Source organism: Streptomyces sp. NPDC102406, assembly GCF_044765725.1.
Taxonomy (GTDB): Bacteria; Actinomycetota; Actinomycetes; order Streptomycetales; family Streptomycetaceae; genus Streptomyces.
In genome coordinates this window covers 1,755,044-1,780,941 of sequence record NZ_JBIWKP010000001.1, presented here as the reverse complement: position 1 = coordinate 1,780,941, position 25,898 = coordinate 1,755,044, and the positions used below count along the sequence as shown (strand labels likewise).

General features: G+C 71.7%; 25 protein-coding genes. 9 read left to right on the top strand and 16 right to left on the bottom strand.

Features of this window, described 5'->3' with window-relative positions:
* Positions 1 to 193: 193 nt before the first annotated feature.
* The 4 genes from ectA to thpD are packed head-to-tail and all read left to right on the top strand — an operon-like array spanning position 194 to position 3,393.
* Complete coding sequence (gene ectA / locus ACIRF8_RS08165) at positions 194 to 706, top strand: diaminobutyrate acetyltransferase (protein WP_404212032.1); 513 nt, start codon at positions 194 to 196, stop codon at positions 704 to 706.
* A gap of 59 nt (positions 707 to 765) precedes the next feature.
* A complete protein-coding gene (ectB, locus tag ACIRF8_RS08160; RefSeq protein WP_404212030.1) occupies positions 766 to 2,037 on the top strand; it encodes a diaminobutyrate--2-oxoglutarate transaminase in 1,272 nt (423 codons plus the stop codon).
* Positions 2,038 to 2,077: 40 nt separating this feature from the next.
* Complete coding sequence (locus tag ACIRF8_RS08155) at positions 2,078 to 2,482, top strand: ectoine synthase (protein WP_404212028.1); 405 nt, start codon at positions 2,078 to 2,080, stop codon at positions 2,480 to 2,482.
* 5 nt (positions 2,483 to 2,487) lie between these two features.
* Entirely contained in the window at positions 2,488 to 3,393 is a 906-nt protein-coding gene (gene thpD, locus ACIRF8_RS08150; protein WP_404212026.1) for an ectoine hydroxylase, read from the top strand.
* An 80-nt stretch (positions 3,394 to 3,473) separates the two neighbouring features.
* Here thpD and ACIRF8_RS08145 read toward each other — a convergent pair whose 3' ends face one another.
* The 6 genes from ACIRF8_RS08145 to ACIRF8_RS08120 all read right to left on the bottom strand — a co-directional run bounded on the left by ACIRF8_RS08145 (position 3,474) and on the right by ACIRF8_RS08120 (position 9,377).
* Positions 3,474 to 4,544, bottom strand: a complete 1,071-nt coding sequence (locus tag ACIRF8_RS08145; protein ID WP_404212024.1) for a maleylpyruvate isomerase N-terminal domain-containing protein — start codon at positions 4,542 to 4,544, stop codon at positions 3,474 to 3,476.
* Positions 4,544 to 5,155 (bottom strand): sigma-70 family RNA polymerase sigma factor, encoded by a 612-nt coding sequence (locus tag ACIRF8_RS08140; protein ID WP_404212022.1) that lies wholly within the window; start codon positions 5,153 to 5,155, stop codon positions 4,544 to 4,546. Before ACIRF8_RS08140 ends, ACIRF8_RS08145 begins: the two co-directional genes overlap by 1 nt.
* An 84-nt stretch (positions 5,156 to 5,239) precedes the next feature.
* Entirely contained in the window at positions 5,240 to 6,367 is a 1,128-nt protein-coding gene (locus ACIRF8_RS08135; RefSeq protein WP_404212021.1) for an aminotransferase class V-fold PLP-dependent enzyme, read from the bottom strand.
* Positions 6,368 to 6,426: 59 nt separating this feature from the next.
* Positions 6,427 to 7,143: a DsbA family oxidoreductase gene (locus tag ACIRF8_RS08130; RefSeq protein WP_404212019.1), complete on the bottom strand. Its 717-nt coding sequence runs from the start codon at positions 7,141 to 7,143 to the stop codon at positions 6,427 to 6,429.
* Positions 7,144 to 7,218: 75 nt separating this feature from the next.
* The gene (locus tag ACIRF8_RS08125) at positions 7,219 to 7,839 is read right to left on the bottom strand and encodes a DUF1349 domain-containing protein (RefSeq protein WP_404212017.1); all 621 of its coding nucleotides are present in this window, start codon (positions 7,837 to 7,839) and stop codon (positions 7,219 to 7,221) included.
* Positions 7,840 to 7,844: 5 nt separating this feature from the next.
* Positions 7,845 to 9,377, bottom strand: coding sequence for an aldehyde dehydrogenase (NADP(+)) (locus ACIRF8_RS08120; RefSeq protein WP_404212015.1), 1,533 nt, complete (start codon positions 9,375 to 9,377; stop codon positions 7,845 to 7,847).
* Positions 9,378 to 9,504: 127 nt separating this feature from the next.
* Between ACIRF8_RS08120 and ACIRF8_RS08115 the strand changes: the two genes are divergently transcribed.
* The 5 genes from ACIRF8_RS08115 (at position 9,505) to ACIRF8_RS08095 (ending at position 14,328) form a co-directional block, all read left to right on the top strand.
* A complete protein-coding gene (locus ACIRF8_RS08115; protein ID WP_404212013.1) occupies positions 9,505 to 10,299 on the top strand; it encodes an IclR family transcriptional regulator in 795 nt (264 codons plus the stop codon).
* Positions 10,300 to 10,389: 90 nt separating this feature from the next.
* Positions 10,390 to 11,850 carry a penicillin-binding transpeptidase domain-containing protein gene (locus tag ACIRF8_RS08110; protein WP_404212011.1) on the top strand — a complete coding sequence of 487 codons (1,461 nt, stop codon included), beginning with the start codon at positions 10,390 to 10,392 and terminating at the stop codon, positions 11,848 to 11,850.
* Positions 11,851 to 12,023: 173 nt separating this feature from the next.
* Positions 12,024 to 12,596, top strand: a complete 573-nt coding sequence (locus ACIRF8_RS08105) for a SigE family RNA polymerase sigma factor (protein ID WP_404212009.1) — start codon at positions 12,024 to 12,026, stop codon at positions 12,594 to 12,596.
* Complete coding sequence (locus tag ACIRF8_RS08100; protein WP_404212007.1) at positions 12,593 to 13,423, top strand: hypothetical protein; 831 nt, start codon at positions 12,593 to 12,595, stop codon at positions 13,421 to 13,423. The genes ACIRF8_RS08105 and ACIRF8_RS08100 overlap by 4 nt, the downstream gene beginning before the upstream one ends.
* Positions 13,424 to 13,491: 68 nt before the next feature.
* Positions 13,492 to 14,328, top strand: a complete 837-nt coding sequence (locus tag ACIRF8_RS08095; protein ID WP_404212005.1) for a pectate lyase — start codon at positions 13,492 to 13,494, stop codon at positions 14,326 to 14,328.
* A gap of 87 nt (positions 14,329 to 14,415) precedes the next feature.
* On the opposite strand, the gene ACIRF8_RS08090 is transcribed toward ACIRF8_RS08095, so the two are convergent.
* The 10 genes from ACIRF8_RS08090 to ACIRF8_RS08045 form a co-directional block, all read right to left on the bottom strand.
* The gene (locus ACIRF8_RS08090; protein WP_404212003.1) at positions 14,416 to 15,516 is read right to left on the bottom strand and encodes a pectinesterase family protein; all 1,101 of its coding nucleotides are present in this window, start codon (positions 15,514 to 15,516) and stop codon (positions 14,416 to 14,418) included.
* Between the two features lie 68 nt (positions 15,517 to 15,584).
* Positions 15,585 to 16,889: a polysaccharide lyase family 1 protein gene (locus ACIRF8_RS08085; RefSeq protein WP_404212001.1), complete on the bottom strand. Its 1,305-nt coding sequence runs from the start codon at positions 16,887 to 16,889 to the stop codon at positions 15,585 to 15,587.
* A gap of 37 nt (positions 16,890 to 16,926) precedes the next feature.
* Entirely contained in the window at positions 16,927 to 17,763 is an 837-nt protein-coding gene (locus tag ACIRF8_RS08080; protein WP_404211999.1) for a rhamnogalacturonan acetylesterase, read from the bottom strand.
* Between the two features lie 124 nt (positions 17,764 to 17,887).
* Positions 17,888 to 19,237 carry an ABC transporter substrate-binding protein gene (locus ACIRF8_RS08075; RefSeq protein ID WP_404211997.1) on the bottom strand — a complete coding sequence of 450 codons (1,350 nt, stop codon included), beginning with the start codon at positions 19,235 to 19,237 and terminating at the stop codon, positions 17,888 to 17,890.
* 66 nt (positions 19,238 to 19,303) lie between these two features.
* Complete coding sequence (locus tag ACIRF8_RS08070; protein ID WP_404211995.1) at positions 19,304 to 20,350, bottom strand: polysaccharide lyase family 1 protein; 1,047 nt, start codon at positions 20,348 to 20,350, stop codon at positions 19,304 to 19,306.
* Positions 20,351 to 20,382: 32 nt separating this feature from the next.
* A complete protein-coding gene (locus tag ACIRF8_RS08065; protein ID WP_404211993.1) occupies positions 20,383 to 21,930 on the bottom strand; it encodes a family 43 glycosylhydrolase in 1,548 nt (515 codons plus the stop codon).
* The gene (locus tag ACIRF8_RS08060) at positions 21,927 to 22,787 is read right to left on the bottom strand and encodes a PmoA family protein (RefSeq protein WP_404211991.1); all 861 of its coding nucleotides are present in this window, start codon (positions 22,785 to 22,787) and stop codon (positions 21,927 to 21,929) included. The genes ACIRF8_RS08065 and ACIRF8_RS08060 overlap by 4 nt, the downstream gene beginning before the upstream one ends.
* Positions 22,784 to 23,989 (bottom strand): Gfo/Idh/MocA family protein, encoded by a 1,206-nt coding sequence (locus tag ACIRF8_RS08055; protein ID WP_404211989.1) that lies wholly within the window; start codon positions 23,987 to 23,989, stop codon positions 22,784 to 22,786. The genes ACIRF8_RS08060 and ACIRF8_RS08055 overlap by 4 nt, the downstream gene beginning before the upstream one ends.
* Positions 23,986 to 24,882, bottom strand: coding sequence for a carbohydrate ABC transporter permease (locus ACIRF8_RS08050; protein WP_404212353.1), 897 nt, complete (start codon positions 24,880 to 24,882; stop codon positions 23,986 to 23,988). Before ACIRF8_RS08050 ends, ACIRF8_RS08055 begins: the two co-directional genes overlap by 4 nt.
* 17 nt (positions 24,883 to 24,899) lie before the next feature.
* A complete protein-coding gene (locus ACIRF8_RS08045; RefSeq protein ID WP_404211987.1) occupies positions 24,900 to 25,829 on the bottom strand; it encodes a carbohydrate ABC transporter permease in 930 nt (309 codons plus the stop codon).
* Between the last annotated feature and the right edge of the window lie 69 nt (positions 25,830 to 25,898).

The following is a 25,898-nucleotide window of genomic DNA, read 5'->3' as shown; positions in this document are numbered from 1 at the left end:
CCGTCCGGGACCGCCGCAACGCTGTGACGTACTCCACAAGTGCAGCGTTATGCCCCTTATTTCCACCTCAAATCACCCTATTTCGTCAGGGGCTCGTGCGCGGGCTCACCTGCGCGCGATAACACAGATCAGCCCAGTACGTAACCCCTCGCCCAGATGCAATCCCAGAAATTGCTCGGTAAATTCAATTCGCATGACCGCCGCACAAGCGCAATTCCAGCTCGATCAGCCCAGCGTGGCCGACGGCGCCGCGATCTGGCGTATCGCACGTGACTCGAAGGTGCTCGACCTCAACTCCTCCTACAGCTATCTGCTGTGGTGCCGCGACTTCGCCACCACCTCGGCGGTGGCTCGCGACGAGACCGGTGAGGTCGCCGGGTTCGTCACCGGATACATACGGCCGGAGCGCCCGGGCACCCTGGTCGTGTGGCAGATCGCCGTGGACGACGCACACCGCGGGCACGGTCTGGCCGGAGAACTGCTCGACGCGCTGACCGCCAAGGTGGCCGCGGCGCGGCAGGTCACCACCGTCGAGACGACCATCACGCCGGACAACGCGGCGTCCCAGGCGCTGTTCCTCTCCTTCGCCCGCAGGCACGGGGCGGAGGTGGAGCGTCGGGTCCTGTTCGACGCCGGGCTCTTCCCCGACGACGGGCACCTGCCCGAGGAGCTGTACCGCATCGGTCCGCTCGCGCCGGCCGCCTGACCGACCGGCGTCCCCCAAGCCAACCCCCCTCAACTCCCCTCCCAAGAGGAGCATTCGCTGTGACCATCACCCAGCCGGACCTGAGCGTCTTCGAGACCCTTGAGTCGGAGGTGCGCAGCTACTGCCGAGGCTGGCCCACCATCTTCGACCGGGCCCAGGGCAGCCGCATGTACGACGAGGACGGCCACGAGTACCTGGACTTCTTCGCGGGCGCCGGTTCGCTCAACTACGGGCACAACAACCCGGTGCTGAAACGCGCGCTCATCGACTACCTGGAGCGCGACGGCGTCACGCACGGCCTCGACATGTCGACGACGGCCAAGCGCAACTTCCTGGAGTCCTTCCAGAACATCATCCTGCGCCCGCGCGACCTGCCCTACAAGGTCATGTTCCCGGGCCCGACGGGCACCAACGCCGTGGAGTCCGCGCTCAAGCTGGCCCGCAAGGTCAAGGGCCGCGAGTCGATCGTCTCGTTCACCAACGCCTTCCACGGCATGTCGCTCGGTTCGCTCGCCGTCACCGGCAACGCGTTCAAGCGGGCCGGCGCGGGCATCCCGCTGGTGCACGGCACCCCGATGCCGTTCGACAACTACCTGGACGGGCGGACCCCGGACTTCATCTGGTTCGAGCGGCTCCTGGAGGACCAGGGCTCGGGCCTCAACCAGCCCGCCGCCGTGATCGTCGAGACGGTGCAGGGCGAGGGCGGCATCAACGTGGCCCGCGCCGAGTGGCTGCGCAAGCTCGCCGAGGTGTGCGAGCGCTGGGACATGCTGCTCATCGTCGACGACATCCAGATGGGCTGCGGTCGCACCGGTGCCTTCTTCTCCTTCGAGGAGGCGGGCATCACACCGGACATCGTGACCGTTTCGAAGTCCATCAGCGGGTACGGGCTCCCCATGTCCCTGTGCCTGTTCAAGCCGGAGCTCGACGTCTGGGAGCCGGGTGAGCACAACGGCACGTTCCGCGGCAACAACCCCGCGTTCGTGACGGCCGCCGCCGCCCTGGAGACGTACTGGACCGACGGCCCGGCCATGGAGAAGCAGACGCTCTCCCGCGGCCAGCAGGTCGACGAGGCGCTCGGCGCGCTGCGCGACGAGTTCCGCGACGAGACCGTGGAGTACCGCGGGCGCGGGCTGGTGTGGGGACTGGAATTCCGTGACAAGGAGCGGGCCGACAAGGTCGCCAAGCGGGCCTTCGAACTCGGCCTGCTGATCGAGACCTCCGGCCCCCAGAGCGAGGTCGTCAAGCTCCTCCCGGCGCTGACGATCACGCCCGAGGAGCTGGAGGAGGGGCTGCGCACGCTCACCAGGGCCGTGCGCGAGACCGCCTGACACCCCTCAGGAACGTAGAAGAGAGAGGCAGCGACACACCGTGATTGTCCGTTCGTTCAAGGAGATCGAGAACACCGACCGGCACGTGAAATCGGCGTCCGGCACGTGGGAGAGCAAGCGCATCGTGCTCGCCAAGGAGAAGGTCGGCTTCTCCCTGCACGAGACCATCCTCTACGCGGGTACGGAGACCAAGATGTGGTACGCCAACCACATCGAGGCCGTACTCTGCGTCGAGGGCGAGGCCGAGCTCACCAACGAGGAGACCGGCGAGAAGCACTGGATCGAGCCGGGCACCATGTACCTCCTGAACGGCCACGAGCACCACACGCTGCGGCCCAAGACGGACTTCCGCTGCGTGTGCGTGTTCAATCCGCCCGTGACCGGGCGGGAGGACCACGACGAGAACGGCGTCTACCCGCTGCTGACCGAACCCGAGGAGGCCTGATCCCCATGACCGCCATCTCCGCGGAGCACGGCATCGCCGATCTGTACCCGACCCGCGGCACCTCCGAGGTGGCCACCCCGCGCGTCGACCCGGTCGTCTGGTCGCCGCCGGGGGCGCGGGGCCCGATCCGTGAGACGGATCTCGCGGCCTTCGAACGGGACGGCTTCCTCGCGATCGACGAGCTGCTCGGTCCGGACGAGATCGGCACCTACCAGGCCGAGCTGAACCGGCTGATCACCGACCCGGAGATCAAGGCCGACGAGCGTTCCATCGTCGAGCCGAAGTCGAAGGACGTGCGCTCCGTCTTCGAGGTGCACAAGATCAGCGAGGTCTTCGCGAACCTGGTGCGCGACGAGCGCGTCGTGGGCCGGGCGCGGCAGATCCTCGGCTCGGACGTCTACGTCCACCAGTCGCGGATCAACGTCAAGCCCGGCTTCGGGGCCAGCGGCTTCTACTGGCACTCGGACTTCGAGACCTGGCACGCCGAGGACGGCCTGCCGAACATGCGCACGGTGTCCGTCTCCATCGCGCTGACGGAGAACTACGACACCAACGGCGGCCTCATGATCATGCCGGGGTCGCACAAGACGTTCCTGGGCTGCGCCGGTGAGACGCCGAGGGACAACTACAAGAAGTCGCTCCAGATGCAGGACGCGGGCACGCCGTCGGACGAGGCGCTGACCAAGTTCGCCGACAGCCACGGCATCAAGCTGTTCACCGGCAAGGCCGGCTCGGCGACCTGGTTCGACTGCAACGCCATGCACGGCTCGGGCGACAACATCACCCCGTACCCGCGCTCGAACGTGTTCATCGTGTTCAACAGCGTGGAGAACACGGCGGTGGAGCCGTTCGCGGCGCCGGTGCGGCGCCCCGAGTTCATCGGGGCACGGGACTTCACCCCGGTGCGGTGACGTCCGCGTAGGGACACCCGCGTCTTCGTACGCGGACGAGTGGGGCGGGACCGGTCGACGGTCCCGCCCCACTCGTGTACTCACAGCCAGGCGAGCCGGGCCGCCCGGTCCAGGACGGTGCGCGCGGTGGCCTCGTCGCCGCGGCTGGTCCTGGGGACGGTCCGCGGGGTGACCCGGCCGCCGATCAGGAGGCAGAAGTCGACGGCGTCCAGGGTGAGTTCGGCGCGTACCGGTGCTCCTTCGGCGCCGAGGACCCACTCCGTGCCGCCGTCGGCGTCCGTGACGGTGAGGGCGACCGGCTCGGCCGCCGGGCCGAGCGCGAGGCCCAGGAGGCGGACGCCGAGGCGGACCAGGCGCCACAGGTGCGGGGCGGGTGGCGCGGGGACGGGGTGGCCCAGGGCGCGGCCGATGTCGTCGGCGTGGATCCACGTCTCGAAGGCGCGGACCAGGAAGTGGTCGGCGACGGGCAGCCGCACGCCGAACAGCGTGGCGGCGCGCGCGGCGAGTTCGGGGTCGTGGGCGGCCGGGCAGGCGAGCAGCGCGGTCGCCTGGGTGCGCCAGGTGGTGAGGGTGGCCCGCGGGGAGCGGGTGCGTTCGTGGGCGATGACGTGCTGGGTGCGGGTGTCCCAGGCGGTGCGCCAGCCGGTGTCCCGCGGCGCCGGGGAGGCGGGCGGGGCCGGCGGGTCGTAGGCGGGGAGGCCCACGTGGACGGCGAGGTGTTCGTCGGCGGCGACGAGGTGGGCGACGGTGTCCTGGACGGTCCAGTCGTGGATCACGGGGGTCCGCCAGGCGGCGAGGTCGGGTGCGGCGTCGGGCTCCGGGTCGAGTTCGGCCAGCAGGGCCTGGAGCGCGGCCACGGCGGCGGCGTACGGCTGGGCGTGCGGGGCGGTGCGGGGCGCGGCGGGGCGTGCGGCCAGGGCGCGGGCCAGGACGCCGTCCGGTGGGGCGGGGGCGGGCGGGGCGGTGTCCCCGGCGGGTGGGCCGTCCAGGAGGCGTACCGTCTCGCGGAGCCGTTCCGCCTCCGCGGCGCACGGGGCGCAGTGCGCCACGTGGTCGGGCACGATGTGCTGTTCGGAGGGTGGGAGAGCGCCTACGGCCCAGGCGCCGAGGAGTGCACAGATCGCCGCGTGGTCGTACGCGTCGGTGCTCATCACGCGCTCCTTTCCCCGGGCGGCTCGGGTGGGTCCGCGAGGGTCTCGGCCAGCCGGTGCAGGGCCGTGCGCAGCCGGGTCTTCGCGGTGCCCTCGGGGATCCCGAGTTCCGCCGCCGCCTGACGGTACGTCCGTCCCGCGAAGTACGCCAAGTGGACCACCTGCCTCTGGGGCAGCGGGAGTTCGGCGAGGGCGGAGTGGAGCAGGAGGGCGCGTTCGCGGTCCACGACCCGTTCGTCGGGGCCGGGTTCCCGGGCCGGGATGGCGTGCAGCACCTCGTCGTCCGCGGCGACCGCCTTGCGGTGGCGGGCCTCGCCGCGCACCCAGTCCACGGCGCGGCGGTGCGCCAGCATGGTGAGCCAGGTGCGCAGGGAGCCGCGGCGCGCGTCGTAGGCGTAGGGCCGCGCCCAGAGGTGGGCGAAGACCTCCTGCGCCACGTCGTCGGCGGAGCCCGTCCGACGGGTCACCCGGACGGCGACGGCGCGGACGAGCCCGCCGTAGGTGTCGTACGCCTCGGTGAGCGCGGTCTCGTCGCCGTGGACGAGCCGCTGGTGCAGCTCGGCGTCGGCCGTAGGTCCTGTCCCGTCCTTGCGGGCCACCGGCACCACCACCTCGTAGTGCCTTCCTAGCGTCCGGCGGGCCCGCGCGCCAGATGTACCGGCGCGCGGGCTTGTCCGGGCGGGGGCGGGACGCGTTCAGCGGGACAGTGCCTCCAGGAGGCGGTCGACGTCCTCGGCCGTGTTGTAGAGGTGGAAGGAGGCGCGCAAGTTGCCCGCCCTGTCGGACACCTCGATCCCGGCGGCGTGCAGATCCGCTTGCAGCGACCCGAGTTCGGGGACCGAGACGATGGCCGAGTCCGGGGAGGGGATCGGCTCGCGCCCGAGGGCCGCGAGCCCTGCGCGGAAGCGGTCGGCGAGGGCCAGGTCGTGGGCGCGGACGGCGGCAGGGCCCAGCTCCTCGATCACGGCGAGGGAGTGTCGTGCCCCGGTGTACGCGATGAGGCCGGGCGACTCGTCGAACCGGCGGGCGGAGTGGGCCAGTTCGGTGACGGGCCCGTAGCAACTGTCCCAGGGCTTCTCCCCCGCGACCCAGCCGCCGAAGATGGGCGTCAGCTCGTCCGGGTCCTCGGGGCCGACGAAGAAGACGGCGCCGCGCGGGCAGGTCAGCCATTTGAAGGCGACGGTGGCGAGGTAGTCGGCGTGGGCCGCGTACGCGTCGAGCGGGAACCAGCCCGCCGCCTGCGAGGCGTCGACGTAGAGGCGGGCACCGTGGGCGCGGGTGGCGGCGCGCAGGGCCGTCAGGTCCGCCACCCGCCCGTCCGCGGACTGGACCGCGCTCACGGCGACCAGGGCGGTGCCGGGGCGGACGGCCTCGGCGAGCGCGTCCAGCGGAACGGTGCGGACCTTGAGGTCCCCGCGGACGTGGAAGGGGTTGACCGTGGAGCTGAACTCGCCCTCGGCCGTGAGGACTTCGGCGCCTGCGGGCAGCGAGGCGGCGATCAGTCCGGTGTACACGGCGACGGCCGAGCCCGTCGCCACCCGGGCCACCGGGACCCCCGCGAGCCGGGCGAAGGAGGCGCGGGCCTCCTCGACGTCCGCGAAGAGGGAGTCGCTCGGGCGGCCCTGCGCCATGCCGACGAGCGCCTCGCGCATCGCGTCCACGGCCCGCGCGGGCAGCAGCCCCACGCTGGCGGTGTTCAGGTAGGTGGTGGCCGGTGCGTACTGGGCGCGGACGAGGTCGAGGTCCAGGGCGGGGGCGACGGGCGGGTGCTCACCGATAATCTCCATGGCCTCACTGTGCCGCGCCGCCAACTCCCCGTCCATCGCGGATTTTTACGCGTTACCTCTAAGAGGTGCTTATCCGTGCTGATCGGTGGGGCCGGTCAGGCCTGGGGGACCGCGCAGCCGTCGGGGCCGCAGGCGTCGGCGTCACCGGCGCTGTCGATCACGGTGAGCGGCGAGCGGTTGTCCCACGCCTGGGTGAGGGCCTGGGTGAAGACCTCGGCGGGCTGGGCGCCGGAGACGCCGTAGGTGCGGTCGAGCACGAAGAACGGCACGCCGGTCGCGCCCAGCTCGGCGGCCTCGCGCTCGTCGGCGCGCACCGCGTCGGCGTAGGCGTCCGGGTCGGCGAGCACGGCGCGGACGTCGGCCTCGTCGAGACCGGCCGCCACAGCCAGCCGCACCACGTGCTCCTCGTCGGCGAAGACGGAGCCGTCCTCGGCGAAGTTGCCGCGGTACAGGGCGTCGACCAGGGCGTCCTGGACCCCCTTGTCCTTGGCGAGGTGGAGCAGGCGGTGCAGGTCGAAGCTGTTGCCGTAGTCGCGGCCCTCGGTGAGGTAGGGCAGGCCGAGCGCCTGGGCCTGCGCTCCGAGGCCCCGCTCGTTGGCCGCGGCCTGCGCCTCGCTGATGCCGTACTTCTCGGCGATGCGCGGGACGACGAGGCCTGTGTCGCCCTTGGCGACGGCCGGGTCGAGTTCGAAGGAGCGGTGCACGACCTCGACCTGGTCCTTGTGCGGGAAGGCGTCGAGGGCCTGCTCGAACCGGGCTTTGCCGAGGTAGCAGAACGGGCAGTTGATGTCGGTCCAGATCTCGACGCGCATGGGGTCTCTCGCTCCAGTGGATACGTACGGCGCAGGGGGTGCCCTGCGCCGTACGTCAACCGCTCGGGCCGGTGGCTAATTCCCGTCCCGCAGGTCCCCCGGCGCCCCGGACCGCAGCTCGATGCGGTCGAAGGTGACGTCGCACCCCTTGCCCGTCGGCGACTGCGCGAGGAAGCCGACCTGGGCCGCCGCCGCGGACTTCTCGTCGCCGAGCGCGAAGACGCGGACGAACGTCCACGTCTCGCCGTCGGTGGAGGCGTGGAAGGCGAAGGCGGAGCCGGTGCGGGTGATCCGCAGCCACACCGTGGCGCCGGGGACCACGAAGGAGTTCGCGTCGTCGGAGTGGCCGCGCGTGACGACCGTGCAGATCGTGGGCTCGTCCGGGGAGCGCTCGTAGCAGAGCTTGGCCCACTCCCGCTCCCCCACGTGGAGGTAGAGGACGCCCGCGTCGAACGCCGCCGCGAACCCGACGCTCACGCGGGCGACGAGCTGGAAGTCGCCCTCGGGCGCCGTGCCGAGCAGGCGCGGCGCGTCGGAGGCGGGTTCGAGCGCGTCGCCCGCCGGGGGCACGAAACGGTCCTGGCGGGCGCCCGCCCGGCCGGTGAGCACGCCGTCCGCGTAGGCCCAGTGCCCGTCGGGGCCGTGGGCGCGGAGCGCGAAGGGCAGTTCGGGGATGCGCAGGTCCGCGTTCTCCATGGGTCTCAGTTCTCCAGGCGGCCGTTGAAGCGGCGCGGCAGACCCAGCGGGTTGTCGTCACGCAGCTCCGGCGGCAGCAGGGCCTCGGGCGTCGTCTGGTACGAGACCGGGCGCAGCCAGCGATCGATCGCGGTGCCGCCGACCGAGGTGGAGGTGGAGGTGGTGGCCGGGTAGGGGCCGCCGTGGTGCTGGGCGGGGGCGACCGCGACGCCGGTGGGCCAGCCGTTGACCAGGACGCGGCCGGCGATCGGGGTCAGCTCGGCGAGGATCTCGGTGCCGCGGCCCTCGCCCGCCGCCTCCTCGGTGGAGAGCTGGACGGTGGCCGTGAGGTTGCCGGGCAGGCGCGAGAGGACGGCGGTGATCTCGTCCGCCGTCTCGTACCGGGCGACGACCGTGACCGGGCCGAAGCACTCCTCCAGGAGCAGGTCGTGGGGGCCGCCCTCGACGGCGAGCTTCGTGGCCGGGACCGTGAGGAAGCCGGGGCTGACGGTGTGCTCGCCGCCCGCGCCGGGCGTCACGGGGGCGTCCACGTCGGGGAGCTGCGTCCGCTCGGCGACGCCCGCGACGAAGTTGTCCCGCATGCGGTGGTCGAGCAGGACCCCGGCGGCGGTGGAGCTGACGGCGGCGGTGAGGGACTTGACGAGGGTGTCGCCCGCCTCGCCGCTCGGCGCGAAGACCAGGCCGGGCTTCACGCAGAACTGGCCGACGCCCAGGGTCATGGAGCCCGCGAGGCCCGTACCGATCTGCTCGGGGCGCTCGGCGGCGGCGGCCTCGGTGATGACGACGGGGTTGAGGGAGCCCAGCTCGCCGTGGAAGGGGATCGGCACCGGGCGGGCCGCCGCCGCGTCGAACAGGGCGCGTCCGCCGCGTACGGAACCGGTGAATCCGGCGGCTGCGATCAGCGGGTGCTTGACCAGCTCGACACCGGCCTCGAAACCGTGCACGAGGCCGAGCACGCCCTCCGGGATGCCGTGCCGGGCGGCGGCCCGGCGGATGACGGAGGCGACCAGCTCGGAGGTGGCGGGGTGGTCGGGGTGCGACTTGACGACGACGGGGCAGCCCGCGGCGAGCGCGCTCGCGGTGTCGCCGCCGGGCACCGAGAAGGCGAAGGGGAAGTTCGACGCCGAGTAGACGGCGACGACGCCCAGCGGGATCTTGTAGCGGCGCAGGTCGGGGATGGGCGGGGTCGCGGTGTCGTCGGGGTGGTCGATGACGACGCCGAGGAAGGCGCCCTCGTCGACGATCCCGGCGAACGCCCGGAGCTGGTAGCTGGTGCGGGCGAGTTCCCCGCTGAGCCGGACCGGGCCGAGTGCGGTCTCCGCGTCGGCGGCCTCGACCAGGTGGTCCTTGGCCTCGTCGAGCAGATCGGCCGCGGTGCGCAGGAAGGCCGCGCGGACGGTGCGGTCGGCGAGGGCGGGCAGGGCCTCATGGGCGGCGCGGACCGCTTGGTCCACCTCATGGGCCGTGGCCTCGACCGCGACCTGCTCCCGCTGCTTCCCGGTTCGGGGGTCGACACTCCAGACTGGTGCTGCTGCCACGGCAAATCCTCCGGCTTTTCTCCCGGCTCGGCGGACGAGCCGCGAGAGTCGTTCGATATACTGAACGCTGTCTCTGATGGTGAACTCTATGGAGACTATTTCTCGTCGAACGAAGGGGTCAAGGGCGATGTCGGCTGGCGAGACGGGGGCCGTTGCGGGCGCCGCAACGGGTGGCGCACAGGTCAAATCGGCGGTCCGCACGGTCGAACTGCTCGAATACTTCGCCGGACGCCCCGGCATGCACTCCCTCGCGGCGGTCCAGGAGGCCGTCGGGTACCCCAAGTCGAGCCTCTACATGCTCCTGCGCACGCTCGTCGAACTCGGCTGGGTGGAGACGGACGCGACCGGCACGCGGTACGGGATCGGGGTGCGGGCCCTGCTCGTCGGGACGTCGTACATCGACGGCGACGAGGTGGTGGCCGCGGCACGGCCCACGCTCGACCGGCTCTCCGACGACACCACGGAGACCATCCACCTGGCGCGGCTCGACGGCACGAACGTGGTCTACCTCGCCACCCGCCAGTCGCAGCACTACCTGCGGCCCTTCACGCGCGTGGGGCGGCGCCTGCCCGCGCACTCCACGTCGCTCGGCAAGGCGCTGCTCGCCACGCACACCGACGAGCAGGTCCGCAAGATGCTCCCGGAGACGCTGCCCGCACTGACCGAGCACACGATCACCGACCGCGAGAAGCTGATCGAGGAGCTGCACGCGGTGCGGGAGCAGGGCTTCGCGGTGGACCGCGAGGAGAACACGCTCGGCCTGCGCTGCTTCGGTGTCGCCGTTCCCTACCGGACACCGGCCAGGGACGCGATCTCCTGCTCGGTGCCGGTGGCCCGGCTCACCCCCGCGCACGAGCAGATGGTCAAGGACGCGTTGTTCGACGCCCGGGACCGGCTGACGCTCGCCACGCGCCGCCTCTGACCGCGCCGCCCCTCCTCGCCGGATGAGAGCTTCCTGAAAAAGCGGCACGAACGGAACGATTCGCTCCTAGCCGCTCGTCCTGTCTGTGGGATGAACAAGACGATCAGGCGCGCCGCCGTCTTCAGTCTGCTGCTCGTGCTCGCTCTGCTGGTGAGGGCGACATGGGTGCAGTTCTACGACGGTCAGGCCCTCGCGGACAACGACAAGAACCGGCGGAAGACGATCGCGCGGTACGCGTATCCGCTCGGCGACATCATCGTGGGCGGAGAGGCGGTGACGGGCTCGGAGCGGACAGGTGGCGGCAGCGACCTGAAGTACCGGCGGACCTACAAGGACGGCTCCCTCTACTCGGCGGTCACCGGCTTCACCTCGCAGGTGTACGGCTCGACACAGTTGGAGGCGCTGTACCAGGACGTGCTCGACGGCACGGACAGCAGGCTGTCGAACCCCGTCGACACGCTCACCGGCAAGCACGCCGACCCCGGTGATGTGATCACGACGATCGACCCGGCCGTGCAGAAGGCCGCCGCCGAGGCGCTCGGCTCCAAGAAGGGCGCCGCCGTCGCGATCGACCCGAGGACGGGGAAGATCCTCGGCATGGTGTCGTCGCCGTCGTACGACCCGTCGAAGATCAGCGGTTCGGGCGCGGCCGACGCGAAGGCGTGGCAGGAACTTTCGGCCGACAAGGACGTGCCCACCCTGAACCGGGCCCTGAAGCAGGCGCTGCCGCCGGGCTCCACGTTCAAGCTGGTGGTCGCCGCCGCCGCCCTGGAGAACGGGCTGTACGCGTCGGTCGACGAGAGGACCGACTCCCCCAACCCCTACCTGCTCCCCGGGACCAGCACGTACCTGAAGAACGAGAGCGTGAGCGCGCCCTGCGAGAACGCCTCCCTCCGCACGGCTCTCCAGTACTCCTGCAACAACGTGTTCGGCAAGATCGCCGTCGACCTCGGGCAGGACAAGATCCGGGCGATGGCCGACAGGTTCGGCTTCGACGACAAGAAGCGGGACGTGCCCGTCCGCGCCGCCGAGAGCGTCTACCCCACCGGCATGGACAAGGCCCAGACCGCGCTCTCCGCCATCGGCCAGTTCGACGTGACGGCCACACCGCTCCAGATGGCGATGGTCTCCGCGACGCTCGCCAACGGCGGTGAGCAGGCCGCGCCGCACATGGTGTCCGAGGTGACCAACGCCGACGGCGACGCGGTCAGGAGCTATCCGGACTCCGACACCGAGCGGGTCGTCAGCGAGTCGACGGCGTCGCAGCTCCGGTCGGCGATGGAGACCGTGGTGGCGAAGGGCACGGGCACCAACGCGCAGATCTCCGGGGCGACCGTGGGCGGCAAGACGGGCACGGCGCAGCACGGCGAGAACAACAGCCAGACCCCCTACGCCTGGTTCACCTCGTACGCGAAGGACGACACGTCGGGCAAGGAGGTCGCGGTGGCCGTGGTCGTGGAGCAGTCCGACGCGGCGCGCTCGGAGGTCAGCGGCAACGGTCTCGCGGCGCCCGTCGCGCGGGCCATGATGGCGGCGGCGCTGCGGGACTGAGGCCGGCCGCGGCTCGGCCGGGGCTCTTTCCGTCGCTCCTCTTGCGCGCGATTCCACTCTCCGGAACCCTTTCCTCCGCCGGATGCGAAATCCCGTACGACCTTCGAGACGTCGTACGGAACGCTGGTACGCTCTCGCATCCCGTCGAGCCGCACAGTGAGGGGAGGATCCGCGTGAGCACCGTCGTGGACGACGACGCCTCCGCCGAGTTCCAGGCCTTCTTCGAACGGCACCATGCCGAACTCGCCCGGCTCGCCCACCTGTTGACGGGTGAGCCGGACGCCGCCGACGATCTCGCGGCGGACGCCCTGCTCGCCCTCTGGCACCGCTGGGACCGGGTCAGGAACGCCGACCACCCGGTGGCGTACGCCCGCGGTGTCGTCGCCAATCTCGCCCGGACCCGGATCCGCAGCGCGGTCCGCGAGCGGCGGCGCGTCGCCCTGTTCTGGTCGGGGCGGCAGGAGCGTGCCGAGGACCCCGACGTACCGGCCGTCGTCGACGTGCAGGGCGCGCTGCGCGAACTCCCCTTCCGCAAGCGGGCGTGCGTGGTGCTGCGGCACGCGTTCGACCTCTCGGAGAAGGACACCGCGCTCACCCTCGGCATCTCGGTGGGTACGGTGAAGAGCCAGACGTCGAAGGGCATGGCCGAGCTGGAGCGGCGGCTCGGGCCCGACGAGCGGGGCGGGCAGGCGCCGTCGCGTCCCGTACGGGCGCTCGGAGCGACGGCGGAAGGAGGCCGGCGGTGAACCAGGAAGTGCGGCAGCGGCTGCGCGACGCCGCCGACGCGCACCGCCCCGACCGGGAGCGGATGCTCGCCCGGATCGAGCGCGGCATGTCCGCGCCGCATCCGGCGCGGCCGGAGCCGCGCCGGCCCGCCGCCGGCTGGGTGCGGATCGCGGGGGCCACGGCCGGGGTCGCCGGGGTACTGGCCGTGGGCGGGTTCGCGGTCGACGGGGCGCTGCGCCAGGACGACGGGCCGCGCCGGAGCGTCGCGGTGACCCCGACGCCGACGGCCGTGCCGACACCGACGGCGGACGCCACCTCGCGGGCCCCGCGGCCCTCGGACCCGCCGCGCCACCGGACCGGTTCGCCGCCCGCCGCGCGGCATTCGGCCTCCGCGCCGGTCGCCCCTCCCCCGGCCGGCGGAAAGGCGACGGCGCCCTCGGCACCCGCCCCGACGGCCACGCTCGACGGGCCCCTGTGGTCGGACGGATCCGTCGACCCCGGCTCCAACGACTACTGGGCGCAGAGCAACATCACCTTCAAGAGCAAGAGTCCCTTGGCCTCCCTGACGGTGGAGTTGCGGATCGCGCAGACCGGGAAGGTCTCCGACACCGGCAACTGGCGCTCCCTGTCCGCCGAGGACTTCACGGTGTCCGTCGCCGAGCGGGACGGCTTCCTGGTCTACCGGTGGGTCCTGAAGGACGGCCGTACGGTGCCGCCGGGACAGTACGTGTTCGCCGGGCAGTACAACCACGCCCAGGGCGGACGGGACGCGGGCGACGACACGTATTCCGTGACGGCACGGACGACGGGGGGCGAGCGGGCCGCTGTGGGCGGGGACTTCGCCTAGGTGTTCCGTCCACGGAGGTCGGTGCGAGAAGGCGGCAACCTTTCCCGGTGGCCCGGCGACTACCGGGCATGACCAAGAAAGCCAACCGCTCCCCCCATACGCACCGGCGCCGCGTCACCCGCCGCCGCGCCACCCTCGGCGGCCTCGCCGCGCTGACCCTCACCGGCGCCGCCCTCGTCACGACCGGCATGCTCGGCACGGCCGGCGCCGCGACCGCCTGGCCGACGGCCAAGGGCACGCAGGCCGTGAGCAGCAGCATCTCGGTGTCGGGCACCTACGACGGCGGCTACAAGCGGTTCTACGGCTCCGGTGACCTCGGCGGTGACGGTCAGGACGAGGGCCAGGACCCGATCTTCAACCTGAAGGACGGCGCCACGCTGAAGAACGTCATCATCGGCTCTCCCGCCGCCGACGGCGTCCACTGCGCGGGCACGTGCACCCTGCAGAACGTCTGGTGGGAGGATGTCGGCGAGGACGCCGCCACCTTCAAGGGCAAGTCCACGTCGTCCGTGTACACCGTCTACGGCGGCGGCGCGAAGAAGGCCGACGACAAGGTGTTCCAGTTCAACGGCGCGGGCAAGCTCGTCGTCTCCAAGTTCCAGGTGTCGGACTTCGGCAAGCTGGTCCGCTCCTGCGGCAACTGCTCGACGCAGTACAAGAACCGGAACATCGTCATCGACGACGTCGACGTGACCGCCCCGGGCAAGTCCGTCGTCGGCATCAACTCCAACTACGGCGACACGGCCACGCTGCGCAACGTGCGGATCCACGGCGACAGCAGCAAGAAGATCAAGCCGTGCATCCGGTACACCGGCAACAACACCGGCGCCGAGCCCAAGGAGGTCGGCAGCGGCCCCGACGGCACGTACTGCCGGTACACCGCCTCCGACCTGACCTACGACTGAGCCGTCACGGTCCGACACCGTCCCTGAGGGACACAGAGCGCCCCGCCGGCGGGACCCGGCGGGGCGCTTCGTCCCGGTGCCGGGCGGCTACGGGCGCCAGTCGCCGAGGTAGCCGCGCGGGGTGTGGCGCGCGGCCTGCTCGCGGGTGAGCTGCGGCCGGTTCTCGGGCACCGTGACGACCGCGCCGGGTCCGGAGTTGCGGTACTCGGCGAACCGCTGGTCCTGCCACGGATAGCCGCTGGCCATATTGGTGTAGGGCGTCACCGCGTCGATGCCGGCGTCCATCCGGGTGTCGCGGACGGTGAGCATGGGGCGGGCCGTGGTGTCGGAACTCGGCACCCACGGGCGGGCCAGTTTGTAGTACGCGTCCGGCGCCGCGGAGGTGATCCGGGAGCGCGTGACGAGGAAGCCGCGCGGGTTGGCGCCCGCGGTGGACGGCGCGAGAACGAACCCGTACGGGGCGCCCGCCAGGTCGGTGCGGACCAGCGTACGGAAGTGGCAGTGGTCGAAGACGGCGGTGCCGCGCCCGAAGACGAAGTCGACGTCGCCCTCGACGTAGCAGCCGTGGAAGTACTGGCGGGCGAAGGTGGTGAGCGCCGTCGTGTCGGCGTACAGGGTGTCCTGGTGACCGAGGAAGCGGCAGTCGAAGAAGGCCGAGCGGTCCCCCATGACCTTGAGCGCGACGGCCTGGGTGCCGGTGACGCCGGGGTGGTCGGCGCGCAGCCAGTCGTTGGCGAAGGTGATGCCCCGCGCCGTGAAGCCGTCGGCGCGCAGGGTCACGGTGGCCGACCCCGAGGTGCCGTAGGTGCCCGAGCCGTCGGGTCTGGGGGTGCCCGCCGCGTTGTCGTGGACGATGACGGTGCGCCGCGGGTCACCGGCCGCGCCGATCCAGGTCATGCCGGTGGAGGTGGGGGCGGCGGTGACCGTCTCGCGGTAGGTTCCCGGCGCGATGACGAGGGTGTGGCCGTCGCCGGGGGCGGCGGTGACGGCGGCCTGGACCGTGGTGAAGTCACCGGCGCCGTGCGCGTCGACGTAGAGGGTGCGCTCGTTCAGGCGGCGCGCGGGCGAACCGTAGGGCCCGAAGGGGCGGGGCCGGGCGGCGGCCGGGCCCGCGGTGAGGCCGAGCGGGACGGCGGCGGCTGCGGCACCTGCGGTGAGCAACGTCCGTCGTGACAGGCCTGGTTGCATGGGTGTGCTCCTTCCGGACGGGGTGCGGAGCGGCCGGGGCCGCCCCGCACCCGGGCGACGACGTCGGGTCAGCGGAGCCGGTCCGCTCCGGCGCCGTGCGCGACGACGCGGGGCACGGCCTTCGCCGGGTCGACGTGCGTGCGCAGCGTCGGTGTCCATCCGGCGCCCGACCTGAGCGGGGTGTCGGGGTGGGTGGCGTTGTAGGCGGCGACGATGTCGGTCCTGGTGCCGTTGACGACGTTGCCCTCGGCGGTGAGGGGAGAGTCGCTCCAGCGGTGCAGGACCGAACCGGCGTCGACGCCCTCGGGCAGTGTGAACGCGTTCTTCTCCGCGACGAGCTGCGACTTGAAGCCGATGCCGAAGGCGTAGGCGAAGTCGCCGTTGGCGACGTAGGAGTTGTTGTACGCGTCGACCTGCCCGAAGCGGACGCGCGGCGCGCGCTCGACGAGGTCGCGGAACAGGTTGTGGTGCAGGGTGACGCGCAGCTTGCCCTCGTCGGTGGCGCCCGCGCTGTCGCTGTTGCCGATCATCAGCGTCTTGTCGTGGTCCTCGAAGACGTTCCAGGAGGCGGTCACGAGGTCGGCGCCCTTGACGATGTCGAGCTCGCCGTCGTGCTGCTGGTAGATGCGGCCGTAGTACGAGGGCAGGGTGGAGTCGGGGTGGGTGCCGTCGGTGAACGTGTTGTGGTCGAGCCAGACGTGCGTGGCGTTGTAGACGACGGCGGCGTCGTACTCGGAGTTCCAGTTGCCGGTGGAGCCGTCGGTGGGGTCCCACTGCGGGAAGCAGTCGAGCGGGGACTCCAGGGTGAGGCCGCGCACGATGACGTTGTCGACGCCGTTGATCTGGAGGCTGCCGCCGACGATGCCGGCGCCCTTGCCGACGCCGATGATCGTGGTGTTGGCGGGGACGGCCGCCTTGATGGCCTTGGCCTGCGCGGTGGCGGACTGGTTGCGCAGGTACTCCTGGGTGCCGGGGGTCGCCTTCTCGCCCTCCAGGTCCGTGTCGTAGCCCCATACGGCGGGGTCGTAGTCGGCGAGGTAGCGGGAGAAGTCGTAGCCGTCGACGGCGAACTCGGAGCAGTCCGCGCCGTCCGCGTCGAGGACGCCCTTGACCTTGATGATGCGCGGGGCGGTGCCGCTGTCGGCGAGGGCCGCCTTGAACGCGGCCCAGGTGGAGACCGTGTACACGCGGCTCGCGGCGGCGCCGCCCGTGGTGCCGGTCGTGGCCGAGGCCCAGCCGTCGCCCGCGGGCAGCGTCCGGCGGGCGGTGTCGCGGCCGTGCGCCTGGGCGGTGGTGGCGGTGACGGCGAGGACGAGGGCGGTGCAGCCCACGAGCCCAGCTATGACGCGGCCATGACATCTCGGTGTGCTCACTGTGTGCTCCTTGCGAGTGCGAGGGGAAGGGCGGAAGTCACGCGGGGGTGGTGCCGGGCAGCCAGGTCAGCCGGGACCGCCAGGCCTCGGAGCGTTCGTCGATCTCGTCACCGAGGCGGCGCACGTCACGCGCGGGCAGCACCCGGCGGCGCAGCAGCTCCCCGGCGACGAGCCGGGCAACGGCGATCGCGCCGGGCGGGTTGGCGTGCGTGTTGTCCTGTTCGGTGGCGGTCCAGTTGAAGTAGACCTTCGTCTCCTCGACGCCGAGCCGCTGCCACAGCGCGAGGGAGAGCGCCTGGATGTCGAGGAGCGCGACGCCCTCGTCCCGGGCGAGGGCCCGCATCGCCGCGGGGTAGTCGCCGTGCGTGGGCAGGGCGTTGCCGTCGGCGTCGAACTTCCTGCGCTCGACGGGGGTGGCGAGCACCGGCCGGGCGCCCTTGGCCCGCGCGCCGTCGACATAGCGCTTCAGATACTCCTGGTACGTCGACCAGGGCTCGGTCCAGCGCGTGGGGTCGGCGCTCTTCTCGTCGTTGTGCGCGAACTGGATCAGCAGGAGGTCGCCGGGGCGGATCGCGGCGAGGATCGTGGCGAGGCGGCCCTCGTCCAGGAAACTCTTCGAACTGCGGCCGTTGACCGCGTGGTTGGCGACCGCGACGCGCGAGGAGAGGAAGAACGGCAGGGCCATGCCCCAGCCGCTCTCCGGTGCGGCGTCCGCGTACTTCTGGGCGGCGGTGGAGTCACCCGCGACGAACAGGGTCCGGCCGCCGGTTCTGTGGCCGGGCCGCGCGGGCCGGGCCTCGGCCGGGGACCCGGCCGCCGCGGCCAGCGGCAGTCCGGCGAGCGCGGCCAGGGTCGCTCTTCGAGTGGTCGACACGACGATGTGCCAGTCCTTTCACGGACGTAACGCAGGTGCGTACGGGGTGGGAGGGTCCGACGGCGGGAGTGGCGGGACGTGTGACATCCCGCCGCCGGACCGGTCGACCGGGCGCGTCACGGCCTTACTTGGCCTGCGCCTTCCATTCGTCCTGCGCCTTGTTGAGCTGCTCGGCGAGCGTGTCGAGGAACTTCTTCGCCGACTCCTTGCCGAGCATCACCTTCTGGAGGTCGTCCTCGTTGTCGGCCTTGGAGATGGTGTTCCAGTCCGGCAGGTAGTACGGAAGCTGCACGATCTTGGTGGAGCCGGACGACAGGGCCTCGGCGGCGAGCCGGGTCGGCTCCGACTTCCGCACCCAGGCGTCCTTGGCCGCGTCGGTGTTGGCCGGTATCTGCTTGGCCGACTCGTTCCACTTGCTGTTCTCCGCGTGGGAGGCGGCGAACTCGATGAACTTCCAGGCCGCCTGCTTGTTCTTGCCCGACTTGAAGAGGGCGAGACCGTCGACCGGGTTGGAGACCTGGACGCGGGTGCCGTCGTCGCCGGTCGGGTTGGGCAGGCCGCGGAACTTGTCGCCGAACGCCTTCACGTGGTCGCCGTAGGAGCCCAGGTTGTGGCTGAGCATGCCGATCTGGCCGCTGTCGAACTGCGCGACCATCTTGGTGAAGTCGTTGTTGACGTCGGCGGACGGCGTGGCCTTCTTGTAGAGGCCGACGTACTTCTCCAGCGCGGCCACGTTCTTCGGGTCGTTGACCGTGGTCTTGGTGTTGTTCGCGTCCCAGAACGAGGTGATGCCGCTCTGCCCGTACATCACGTCGAGGGCCTGGGCGATGGAGCCCTCGCCGCCGCGGATGGTGTAGCCGAACCGGTTCTTGCCGGTGTCGGTGAGCTTCGCCGCGGCGTCGAAGAACTTCGTCCACGTCGTCGGCGCAGGCAGGCCCGCCGACTTGAACAGGTCGGTGCGGTAGTACAGCACACCGTTGTTGGCGGAGGTCGGGACGGTGAACAGCTTCGAACCGGAGCCGCCCGCGGCCTTCACCGAGTCGATGAAGGCGTCGTTGAGCTTGCCGTTGAGGGAGCTGGTGGCGAGCCGGTCGTCCAGCGGTTCGAGGGCGTTCTGCGCGGCGATGCCGGCGAGCATCGCGGTGCCCACGCCGCCCACGTCGGGCAGGCCGCCGCCCTGGATCGCGGTGTCGTACTTGGACTGCACGTTCTCGGCGGGGATGCCGACGTACTTCACCTTGATGCCGGGGTTGGCCTTCTCGAAGTCCTTGATGATCTCCATCCAGACATCGCGGCGCACGGCCGTGTTGTTGTCCCAGAAGGTGATCTCACCCTTGCCGGAACCCTCGTCGCCCTTGTCGCCGCCCGCGCCGCTGCCGTCGTCGCCGCAGGCGGTCGCGGTGAGGGCGAGGACGGTGGTCAGGGCGAGGGCGGTGCCGGTGCGGAGCGCGCCTTTGCGCATACGGATGTTCATGATCGGCTCTCTTCTTCTGGATCCAACGGGGTGTGACTGGCTGGGGTGTGACTGGCTGGGGTGTGACTAGCTGTTTCCGGGCCGGCCCAGGGCTGCCTGGGGGCCGGAGAACTTCCCTACGAGGGCGGGCACGGCGGCCGCCGGGTCGAGGTGGTAGGCGTAGAAGGCGTGCGGGTCGAAGGCGTCGCCCCAGGCGTCGGTGCGTCCGGTGGTGTCCTTCAGGATCGAGCCGCGCTGCACCAGTTCGGCCGTGGCATCGGCCTGGTAGGGGTGCTGGAGCCCGTCGTAGTAGCTGTTCTCGATGACCATCTCGGTCCGGCCGCGCGACCAGTTCCCGTACGTCCAGGTCGGGTCGCCGTCGTCCGGCTGCGACGACAGGTAGTTGTTGTAGAGGTGCGCGTAGCGGCAGTTGTCCGCGGAGGGGTTGCGCTGCTTGGTGCCGCGGAACCAGTTGTGGTCGACGGTGATCTTCGTGACGACGTTCGTGGTCCAGCCGATGCCGAAGGTCTTGTTGTTGTTCTCGAAGCGGTTGGCGGAGACGGTGACGTAGTCGCTGTCCTTGCGGATGTCGAGCTGGCCGTCGCAGATGTTCGAGAAGCGGTTGTGGTCGATCCACACGTGGTCGGCGGTGTCCATCTGGATGCCGTCGAAGTCGGTGTCCTTGCAGTCCCGGTTCCCCTCGATCGCGGAGTCGCGGATCGTGAGGTTGCGGATGATGACGTTGCCGGTGCCGGGGTTCAGGTGCAGTTCGCCCGCGACGAGCTGCCCCTGGGTGCCGACGCCGACGATCGTCTTGTCGGAGGCGACGACGATGTTCGCGCCGAACGGCTCCGCCTCGATGGTGGCGGCGACCCGGATCACGTAGGGCTCGGTGGCGGCGGCGTACTTCTCCAGGGACGCCTGGTCGGTGACGGTGACGACCCGGCCGCCGGCACCGCCGGTGGTGCCGCCCGCGAGGGAGGCGAAGCCGTGCGGGGTGGCGAGGAACCCGCCCGGGCGGTCAGGTCCCGGCGCGGCGTGCGCGGCCGGGCCGAGGGCGGTGAGTCCGGCGACGGTGAGGAGTGCGGCCAGGGCGGCCCGTGCCCTACGGCGTCCGGTGCGGTGGAGGTGCATCGTTGCGGCTCCCAACAGAACAGGGCGGGCGGTCAGTCGGTGGCGGTGATCCGGAAGTGGCTGAACAGGGCCGTCCCGGCGGGTCCCGGACCGGTCGGCGCCGCCGCGAAGAGGCCGAGCAGCGCCCCCACCCAGCGCCACGGCGCCGCGGCGAACACCTGGCCCGAGCGCCGGAACCCGGCGCCGTCGCCCGTGTCGACGAAGAAGCGGCAGCGTGCCCCCTCCGCGATGTCGACGCGCAGCCGTGCCGTCCCCTCCGGTGCCGGGCGCGCGGCGGCGGCATCGCGTTCGGCGTCCGCGACGGCCTCCGCGAACCGGTGCACGACGCGGGCGGTGCCGTCCTCGGCGCGCTCCAGACCGATCCAGGAGTAGGCGTCGCCGAGCACCACGAGCCCCGCCCTCGCGCCCGGCGCGGTGCTGGTGAGCCGCAGGTCGACCTCGACCCGGGACGGCAGCAGCGGCAGCCGCTGGGTGAGCAGATGCGGTACGCGGCGCAGGTCGCGCACCCCGTCCGCGGACCGCACACAGGTGAGCCGCAGCCCGTCCCCCGCGTGCGAACTCGCCCAGCCGTCACGGGGGTTGGCCGTCCACTGCCACTGCCGCCCGAACCGGCCGCCGGGGAAGTCGTCGTCGGTGGCGGGCGCGGTCACCGGCTGCGCGGGCAGCGCGGGCTTGCGATGCACGCGCACGGGGGCGCCGTCGTCACCGAGCACCGGCCAGCCGGCGGCGTCCCACCGCATCGGCTGGAGGTGCACGACGCGTCCGTAGGGGCCGCGCTGCTGGAAGTGCAGGAACCAGTCCTCGCCCGCGGCGGTGCGCACCCAGCCGCCCTGGTGGGGGCCGTTGATGTCGGTGTCGCCCTGTTCGAGCACGACGCGCTCCTCGTAGGGCCCGAAGAAGGAGCGGGAGCGGAAGGCGCCCTGCCAGCCGGTCTCCACGCTTCCCGCCGGGGCGAGGATCCAGTACCAGCCGTCGTGCCGGTAGACCTTCGGGCCCTCGATGGTGAACCAGCCGGGCAGCAGGTCCCCGTCGATCAACAGCGTCCCCTCGTCCAGGAGTTCGCTGCCGTCGGGGCTCATCCGGTGTCCGGTCAGCCGGTTCTTGACGCCGGCCCGCGATCTGGCGTAGGCGTGCACGAGGAACGCCTCGCCGCTCTCCTCGTCCCACAGCGGGCAGGCGTCGATGAGGCCCTTGCCCGCCTTGAGGAGGTGCGGCGCGGTCCAGGGCCCTCTGATCGAGGGCGCGTTGACGTGATGGACGCCGTGGTCGGGGTCGCCCCAGAAGATCCAGAAGCGGCCCGCGTGGTGGCGCAGCGACGGTGCCCAGACCCCGCAGTCGTGGCGGGGCGCGGCGAACGCCTCCGCGGGTGCGAGCCGGTCGAGGGCGTGCCCGACCAGCGTCCAGTTGACGAGGTCGCGGGAGTGCAGCAGCGGCAGGCCCGGGGCGCGGCCGAAGCTGGACGCCGTGAGGTAGAAGTCGTCGCCCACGCGGACCACGTCGGGGTCGGACCAGTCGGCGGCGAGGACCGGATTGCGGTACGTCCCGTCGCCCAGGTCGCCCGTGCGCCGTGCCCCGCTCATGCGGTCACCGCCCTGCGGACCAGGGCCGCGGCGCGGGCCCTGTCCAGGCGCCCGTCGGCGACGACGGTGAGGACGCGGCGTACGGCGGTGGCACCGGCGGCGATCCGCAGCCGGGCGTCGGAGGCGAGCGAGGAGCCGACGCCCGGGTACTCCTCCGTGCGCACGAACCAGGGGTCGCGGCGGGTCTCGGCGGTGGCACCGGCGAAGACCAGGGTCCAGCCGTCGCCGGCCAGGGCCAGCCAGTCGGCGGTGCCGCCGTGGACGGCCGCCTCGCCCTCGGCGGTCGCGGTGAACACGGCGGGGGCGGCGGCCTCCTTGGGGGCGCGCCAGAAGAACCCGCCGTAGGCGGCGCCGGGGCGGCCGTTGGTGGCGGGGCTGCCGATGGACACCTCGTCGGTGCCCGGGTTGGTCAGGGTGAAGGTCAGGTCGAGGGCCCAGGCGTCGGGGCTGAGGGGCACGGCGGCGACGGTGCGCCGCTCGCGCAGCACGAGGCAGCCGCCGGCGGTCCACTCCAGGTCCTCGACGAAGCCGTCCGGGTCGCACAGCTTGAATTCGAGGTGCCGCTGCTCGCCGTGGTTGTCCAGGACGGTCGGGCCCTGGCCCCGGACGTAGGTGCGACCGCCCCAGAAGTTGTACCCGGCGACGTCCGGGACCGCGACGCCCGCCCCGAGGTGGTGGACGTGGTCGGCGGGGGCGAACTCGGTGACCCGGACGCCGCCGAGGGTGCTGACCGGGTGCAGGCAGGGGCGGGGCGCGAGGTCGTGCCCGACGTCGGGGCGCAGGTCGTAGCGGGCGACGGGGCGGCCCGCGCAGCTCAGGGTCAGCGGTGCGGTGACTTGTCGCAGGAGGTGACTCACGATGCTGCCTCCAGTCCTGGCCGGGCCCAGACCGCTCCGAGCTCGGCATATCCGGTGAGGGAGTCGGCGCTGGCGGCGACGAGGCCGTCGATGCCGTGCACGACACGGCGGACGGCGCCGACGCCCGCGCCCGGCAGGGCGCTCCACGCCTCGGCGGGCAGGGGGTGCGGGTCGGGGGCGGTGCGGACCGCCTCGACGACCCGCATGAAGGCGCCGGTCGCGGCGGGCGGCACCAGCAGTTCCGTGCCCGCCGCCAGGTGGTCGAGCAGGTTCTCCAGGAGGTCGGTGCGGCCGTGCACGGTCTCCTGCGGGCCGTGCCCCGCGCGCTGTACGAGGACCCGGTCCTGCTTGTACCAGAAGGTGATCCGGCCGCGGTCGCCGTGCACGACGACGTACGGCTCGTCGGGGTGTTCGGCGCAGAGCGTCGCGGCGACGGTGACGCGTGCGCCGTCGCGTGTGGTGAGCGCGACGAAGGAGGTGTCGTCGGCCTCGATGGCGTTGGCGCGGAACAGTTCGGTGCGGATGGCGGCGAGGTCGTCGGCGCCGGTCGCCCCGTCGAGGGCCAGGGCGGTGGAGACGGCGTGGGCGAGGGGGTTGGTGAGGACGCCGTCGACGACGTCGACGGGCCCGGTGCCGGCCGGGTCGTCCAGGCGGCGGCGCCCGGCCCAGGGGGCGCGCCGGAAGTACGCCTCGTCGCGCGCCCAGGCGCCGGCCGCGCCGATGCCGAGGGGTTGACCGATGAGGCCGTCCCGTACGAGTCCCCTGATGTGGGGCACGGCGTGGGAGCCGAGGGACTGGAACCCGATCTGGCAGGCGACGCCCGCCTCGGCGACGCCCCTGACCATCCGCTCGTACTCCGCGTACGACGGCGCGGGCGGCTTCTCCAGGAGGAGGTGCACGCCCCGCCGCGCGGCGGTCAGGGCCAGCTCGGTGTGGGTGGGGATCGGGGTGCAGATGATCGCGACGCGGGCGCCGGTCGCATCGAGCAGCGCCCCGAGGTCGTCGCCCTGCGCGACCGGCGGGTGCTGACCGGCGAACCCCCCGAGTTCCCCGGCGTCCAGCGGCCGCAGCTCGCACACGCCGGCGAGGGTGACGCGGCCGGCGTCGGCGAGGCGCCGGAGGTTGTTCAGGTGCCAGTGGCCGTGCCCGCGCGCCCCGGCGAGGACGACCGGGACCGGCTCGGTGACCGCCGGGGCGCTCATCCCTTCACCGCCCCTGCGCTGAAGCCCGTGACGAGCCACTTCTGGATGAAGGCGAAGACGATGACGACCGGTACGGCGGCGACGACACCACCGGCGGCGAGCGCGCCCAGGTCGACGGAGTCGGCGCCCATGAGGGTGGCGAGGCCGACGGGGATCGTCTGCTTGTCCTGGTCGGAGAGGAACATCAGGGCGAACAGGAAGTGGTTCCAACTGTGTACGAAGGCGAAGGAGCCGACCGCGATGATGCCCGGCCGCAACAGCGGCAGGACGACGGCGCAGAAGGCGCGGAAGCGTCCGCAGCCGTCGACCCAGGCCGCCTCCTCCAGGGAGTACGGCACGTTCTTGATGAAGCCGCTGATGAGGATCATCGTCAGCGGGAGCTGGAAGACGGTCTCGGCGATGATGACGCTGCCGAGCGAGTTGATCATCTTCAGGTTGGCGAAGATCTGGAACAGCGGGACCAGCATCAGGGCGCCGGGGATGAACTGGGAGCACAGCAGGGCCAGCATGAAGCCCTGCTTGACCTTGAAGTCGAAGCGGGCGAGGGCGTAGCCGCCGGCCAGCGCGACGACGGTCGTCATCAGCATCGAGGCGACGCCGACGAGCAGGCTGTTCTGGAAGAAGATGCCGAAGGACCGCTCGTTCCAGACCTTGTCGAAGTGGTCGAGGGTCAGCGGCCACGGCACGAGCGAGGTGGAGCCGGTGGGCCGGAACGCGAAGAGCAGCATCCAGTAGAACGGGATGAGCGTGAAGAGGAGGTAGACGCCGAGCGGCACGTAGATCTGCCAGCGCGGCACGTCGTCGTAGGAGCGGCCCTTCTTGCGGGGCGGGACGGCGTCGAGTCGGTGCCGGGCACCGGTGGTCGTGGTGGCGGGTGCGGTGGTGGCGGTCAACTGGGCTTCCTTGACGGTCACTTGCCCTCACCCCCGAACTTGCTCAGCCGCAGATAGACCATCGAGCAGAACAGGAGGATCACGAAGGCGATGGAGGTCAGCGCGGACGCGTAGCCGAAGTCGTGGCTGTCGACGGCGATGGAGGCGATACGCAGCGGCAGGGTGGTCGTCTCACCCGCGGGCCCGCCGCCGGTGAGGGTGTACAGCAGGTCGACGTTGTTGAACTCCCACACGGCGCGCAGCAGCGTGGACAGGATGATGGCGTCCTTCAGGTGCGGCAGCGTGATGTGCAGGAACTGCCGGAAGCGGCTGGCGCCGTCGACCTCGGCGGCCTCGTACAGGTCCTTCGAGACGGACTGGAGGTCGGCGAGGATGAGGATGGCGAAGAAGGGAACGCCGCGCCAGAGTTCGGCGGTGACCACCGCGGGGAAGACGGTCGCGGTGTCCGACAGCCACGAGGTGCCGTAACTGCCCACGCCCATGTCGGCGAGGTAGCGGGTGATGCCGGTCTGGGAGTTGTAGAGCAGCATCCAGACGGCGGAGGTGAGCACGCCGGAGACGGCCCAGGGCGAGAAGACCAGGGCGCGGGCCATCGCGCGGCCCACGAACGTCTGGTTGACGACGAGGGCGAGACCGAGACCGAGCAGGAGCTGGAGCACGACCTGCACGACGACCCATTGGAGGCTGAAGCCGAGGGTGCTCCAGAAGTCGGGGTCGTCGGTGAACGCGGTGACGAAGTTGTCCAGGCCCGCGAAGCCGTTCCGCCACGGTTTGGTGGGGTTGTAGTTCTGGAGGCTGTAGTAGAAGACGCTGATGACGGGGTACGCGATGAAGCCCAGCATCAGCAGCCCGGCGGGGGCGATCAGCAGGTACGGGAGCCTGCGGGGGGTGGCCGACTTGCGGCGCCGGGCGGGCGGGGCTTTCGCCACGGCAGTGGCTTGGGCCATGACTGGACTCCGTTCTTCGAAGCGCTTCGCAGACGCTGTTCGGGGTATCGGCCGGGGGGTGCGGGGCGC